This is a genomic window from Mesorhizobium sp. M1A.F.Ca.IN.020.06.1.1 (assembly GCF_004023265.1).
Classification (GTDB): domain Bacteria; phylum Pseudomonadota; class Alphaproteobacteria; order Rhizobiales; family Rhizobiaceae; genus Mesorhizobium.
In genome coordinates, this window is record NZ_RZSR01000416.1 from 1 (window position 1) to 4,990 (window position 4,990).

Sequence of the window (4,990 nt, forward strand, 5' to 3'; positions counted from 1 at the left end):
ACGGCCAGGCCGGCGAGACACCGCCGAAATGCTCCAGCTCGGAGAAATCCTCCTTGCGGTAGCGGATCAGCACCGCGCCGAAAAATTTCGAGTTGCCGCCGACATAATAGTAATTGCCGGGGTTGAACGCGGCGCCGCCGGCCTCGCGCCACATCTCCTTCGGCCGGTAATGCCCGTCGACGAAGATCGAGCGCGTCGAGCGCGCATGCGGCGTCGCGGGCAGCGGTTCACCGCGTTCCAGGATCAGGATCGAGGCGCCGCTGCCGGCCAAGCCGGAGGCGATCGTGGCGCCGCCGATGCCGGAGCCGATGATGACGATATCCGGATTTGTCATGGTCTAAAGCGCGTCGTGTTTGAACTGACCGGGACCACGCGCTTTAGATCTTTGTCTTGACGCATGTCGCTGCCCCAAAACCGGATCCACTTTTGGGCGACATGCATCAGAGAATGCGCTTCTCGGTCGCCGGATCGAAGAACACCGCCTTGCTGAGATTGAAGGCCAGCGGCGTGCTGGTGCCGGGCTGGATCCTGGCGTCGGCGCGCAGCCGCGCCACCACGCCCTTGCCGCCGAGATTGGTGACGGCGAACGTGTCCGATCCCGCCGGCTCGACCACTTCGATGTGGCAGTCGGCGGTGGCGATTTCGGATCCGTTGCGCTCGGCGCCTTCTGGATCGGTCAGCGCTTCCGGGCGCACGCCGAAGATGACCGGCTTGTCCTTGAAGGCCGCAAGGCCGGTCGGCGCGCCGGGCAGCGACAGCGTGATCGGTTGGCGGGCCTCACGATCGAGAACAACGGAAAGCCCGCTGCCATTGGCGCCGATCTTGGCCGGGATCAGGTTCATCGCGGGCGAGCCCATGAAATCGGCGACGAAGATATTGGTGGGGTTGTTGTAGACTTCGGCCGGCGTGCCGAACTGCTGTACCTCGCCGTCGCGCATCACGGCGATCTTGGTCGCCAGCGTCATCGCCTCGATCTGGTCGTGGGTGACATAGACGATCGTGGTGCCGGTCGTGGCGTGCAGGCGCTTGATCTCGATGCGCATGTCGACGCGCAGCTTGGCGTCGAGGTTGGAAAGCGGCTCGTCAAACAGGAAGAGTTTCGGGTCGCGCACCAGCGCCCGGCCCATGGCGACGCGCTGGCGCTGGCCGCCGGAAAGCTGGCTGGGCTTGCGGTTGAGCAGGTGACCGATCTGCAGTATCTTTGCCACCTTGTCGATCGCCGCCTGGCGCTCCGCCGCCGGCACGCCGCGCATCTCCATGCCGAAGGCGATGTTTCCGGCAACCGTCATGTTCGGATAGAGCGCGTAGCTCTGGAAGACCATGGCGATGTCGCGCTTCGAGGGATGCAGATCGTTGATGGCGCGGCCGTCGACACGGATCTGGCCCTCGGTGATGGTTTCCAGCCCGGCAATGGTGTTGAGCAGCGTGGACTTGCCGCAGCCGGACGGGCCGACCAGCACAAGGAAGCCGCCCTTTTCGAGCTCGACATCGATGCCCTTCAGGATCTCGACATTCCCGAAGCGCTTCTTCAGCCCATCAATTTCCAGAAAAGCCATGGTCGTTCCTTCAGAAAATAGGGTCAGCCCTTGACCGCGCCGGCCATCAGCCCGCGCACGAAATAGCGGCCGGCGACGACATAGACGATCAGGGTGGGGAGCGCGGCGATCATCGCCGCGGCCATGTTGACGTTGTATTCGACGACGCCGGTCGAGGTGTTGACGACATTGTTGAGCGCCACCGTCATCGGCATCACGTCGCCGGTGCCGGCGTAAGCGGAAGCGAACAGGAAGTCGTTCCAGATGTTGGTGAACTGGTAGATGACGGTGACGACGAAGATCGGCATCGAGTTGGGCAGCATGATGCGACGGAAGATCTGGAAGAAGGAGGCGCCGTCGACCTGCGCCGCCTTCACCAGTTCGGTCGGGAAGGCCTCGTAATAGTTGCGGAAGAACAGCGTGGTGAAGCCGAGGCCGTAGACCACATGGACGAAGGCCAGGTTGACCGTCGAGTTGCCGAGGCCGAAGTTGAACCCCGTCGCGTTCTGCAGGCTGGCGCCGAAGCGGCCGATGCTGCCGAGGATGGTCGCCATTGGCAAGAGCACCGACTGGAACGGAATGAAGCAGGCAAACAGCATCATCGCGAAGACCAGCGTGTGGCCGCGGAAGCGCCATTTGGTCAGCACATAGCCATTGAGAGCGCCGAGCAGCGTCGAGATCAGCACCGCCGGCACCACCATCTTGATGGAGTTCCAGAAGTAGCCCTTGATGCCGGCACAAGTCAGGCCGACGCAGGTTTCGCCCCAGGCCTTGAACCATGGCGCGATGGTCGGCGACTGCGGCAGCGCCAGCATGTTGCCGTTCTGGATCTCGTCCATGGTCTTGAACGAGGTGACCAGCATCACGAAGAGCGGCATCAGGTAGAACAGCGCGAACAGCGCGAGCAGCCCGTAGATGACGATGCGGTTGATCGTCCTGGCGCTGACGCCGCTCGATGCCTGGCTGGCCGGTGAGGTGACGGCGCTCATCGCGGCTTCTCCCTGAGCTCGGAATAGAGATAAGGCACGATGATCGCGGTCAAAGTCATCAGCATGATCACCGCGCTCGCCGAGCCGACCGCCATCTCGTTGCGCTTGAAGGTGAACTCATACATGAAGTTGGAGGGCAGCCAGGCCGAACCGCCCGGTCCGCCGCTGGTCAGCGCCACGACAAGGTCATAGGACTTGATGGCCAGATGCGCGAGCACGATAAAGGCCGACAAGAACACCGGCCTGAGCAGCGGAATAACGATGCGACGGTAGAGCTGGAAGGTGGTGGCCCCATCGATCTGCGCGGCCTTCATGATCTCACCGTCGATGCCGCGAAGCCCGGCCAGAAACATCGCCATGATGAAGCCGGAAGCCTGCCAGACGCCGGCGATCACCACCGTGTAGATGACGAAATCCTTGTTCTTGATCCAGTCGAAATGGAAGCTCGTCCAGCCCCATTGGTGTAGGGTCTGCTCGAGACCGAGGCCGGGGTCGAGGAACCACTTCCAGGCGACGCCGGTGACGATGAAGGAGAGCGCCATCGGATAGAGATAGATCGGCCGCAGCATGCCTTCGCCGCGGATCTTCTGGTCGAGCAGGATGGCCAGGAACAGGCCGAGCGCCAGGCAGATCAGGATGTAGAGGAAGCCGAAAATCCCCATGTTGGTGATCGAGGTGTACCAGCTCGACGGCGGGTCGCTCTCGAAGGTCCAGCGCCACAGCCGCTGATAGGCGCGGGCGCCGGTGATGTCGTAGGATGGGAAGGTCTTGGAATTGGTGAACGACAGATAGATCGTCCATAGGATGAAGCCATAGACGAAGACGATCGTCGCCGCGAAGCTCGGCGCCAGGACGATCTTCGGCAACAGGTCCTGCAATCGCGAGCGGACGGAGGCGCCAGGACGGGCGTCATGTTCCGGCGTCAGCTTGATTTGGGTTTCGGCGACTGTGCTCATCGGCTCATCCAGTACCGGTTATTGGGGACCAGCCAGCGTGCGGCGCACACCAGGCAGCAATCCCGTATATCGTCTCGACAGGAGACCTCCCCCGCCGGAGCGGGGGAGACTCGAGTGGTTTTGTTTATGCAATTCCGAACGGAAAACCGCTATGCACTTTTCCTGGAATTGCTCCAGCAAAACGCCTTACTTGGCGTCGTCGATCGCCTTGACCAATTCGGTCACGGCTTCGTCCGAGGTCTTGATCTGGCCATGGACGAACTTCGAGATGACGTCCTTGTAGGCGTTGGCGACAGCCGGGGGCGCGCCGTAGCCCTGGGCCAACGAGCCGAACAGCTTGCCGCCTTCGTTAGCCGCCTTAAGGTCGGCGATGCCCTTCTTGCCGCAAGCATCGAAGTCGGTGTCCGGCACGTCGGTGCGGGCGGGGACCGAGCCCTTCACGACGTTGAAAGCCGACTGGAAGCTCTTCGACAGGGTGGCGGTGGCCAGAGCGACCTGCGCGGCCTTGCGGTCGTCCGGAACGTTGAACATGCCGAACATGTCGGAGTTGTAGATCACCGAGCCGTCGGTGCCCGGGAAGCGGTAGCAGAGGAAGTCCGTGCCCGGGGTCTTGTTGGCGGCGTGGAACTCGCCCTTGGCCCAGTCGCCCATGACCTGAACCAGCGCATCGCCCTTGATGACCATGGCGGTGGCGAGGTTCCAGTCGCGGCCCGAGAAGTTCGGGTCGACATAGGTGACGAGCTTGGCGAGGTTGTCGAACGACTTCTTCATCGTGTCGGACTTGAGCGACTCCTCATCGAGGTCGTTCATCGCCTTCTTGTAGAATTCCGGTCCGCCGGTCGACAGCACGACGGAGTCGAACATGGTCGCTTCCTGCCAGTTCTGGCCGCCAAGCGCCAGCGGGATGACGCCAGCGGCCTTGGCCTTGTCGAGCAGGGCGATGAAGTCGTCGAAGGTCTTCGGCTCGGTGCCGCCGATCTTGTCCATCACGGCCTTGTTGATCCACAGCCAGTTGACCGAGTGGACGTTGACCGGAGCCGCGACCCACTTGCCGTCATAGACGGAGAACTTCTGCAGGGCGGCCGGAACGCTCTTGTCCCAGCCTTCCTTCTTGGCGGTCTCGGTGAGGTCGCCCATGACGCCAGCAGCGGCATAGTCGAGCACGGTGTAGCCCAGCATCTGCGAGGCAGTCGGATAGTTGCCGGCCGCGACCATCGCCTTCAGAGCGGTCATGGCGGCGTCGCCGCCGCCGCCGGCCACCGGCACGTCCTTCCAGGCATAGCCTTCCTTGGCCAGATCCTGCTTCAGCACGTTCAGAGCAGCCGCTTCGCCGCCCGACGTCCACCAATGCAGCATCTGCACTTCCTTGACGTCCGCGGCATGCGCCGAGAACGCAAAGCTCGTCGCAAGAGCCGTTCCGATAAGCAGTTTGCGCAACATGTACTACCTCCCTTGTTGCATTCACATAACCGGCGGGGTGACCGCCGGGGTCTCCCAACTCAGCCAAGCC

General features: G+C 62.6%; 5 protein-coding genes. All 5 read right to left on the reverse strand.

Annotated features, from left to right (window positions below; translation table 11 throughout):
* A partial coding sequence (locus EOA60_RS18485) for an FAD-dependent oxidoreductase (protein ID WP_164899391.1) occupies window positions 1-334 on the reverse strand: 334 nt, incomplete at its 3' end.
* A gap of 106 nt (window positions 335-440) precedes the next feature.
* The gene (locus tag EOA60_RS18490; RefSeq protein WP_067325879.1) at window positions 441-1,556 is read right to left on the reverse strand and encodes an ABC transporter ATP-binding protein; all 1,116 of its coding nucleotides are present in this window, start codon (window positions 1,554-1,556) and stop codon (window positions 441-443) included.
* 23 nt (window positions 1,557-1,579) lie between these two features.
* Window positions 1,580-2,524, reverse strand: a complete 945-nt coding sequence (locus EOA60_RS18495; RefSeq protein WP_067325882.1) for a carbohydrate ABC transporter permease — start codon at window positions 2,522-2,524, stop codon at window positions 1,580-1,582.
* Window positions 2,521-3,480 carry a sugar ABC transporter permease gene (locus EOA60_RS18500; protein WP_067002547.1) on the reverse strand — a complete coding sequence of 320 codons (960 nt, stop codon included), beginning with the start codon at window positions 3,478-3,480 and terminating at the stop codon, window positions 2,521-2,523. The genes EOA60_RS18495 and EOA60_RS18500 overlap by 4 nt, the downstream gene beginning before the upstream one ends.
* A 186-nt stretch (window positions 3,481-3,666) precedes the next feature.
* Complete coding sequence (locus tag EOA60_RS18505) at window positions 3,667-4,920, reverse strand: ABC transporter substrate-binding protein (protein WP_067002546.1); 1,254 nt, start codon at window positions 4,918-4,920, stop codon at window positions 3,667-3,669.
* Window positions 4,921-4,990: the final 70 nt, after the last annotated feature.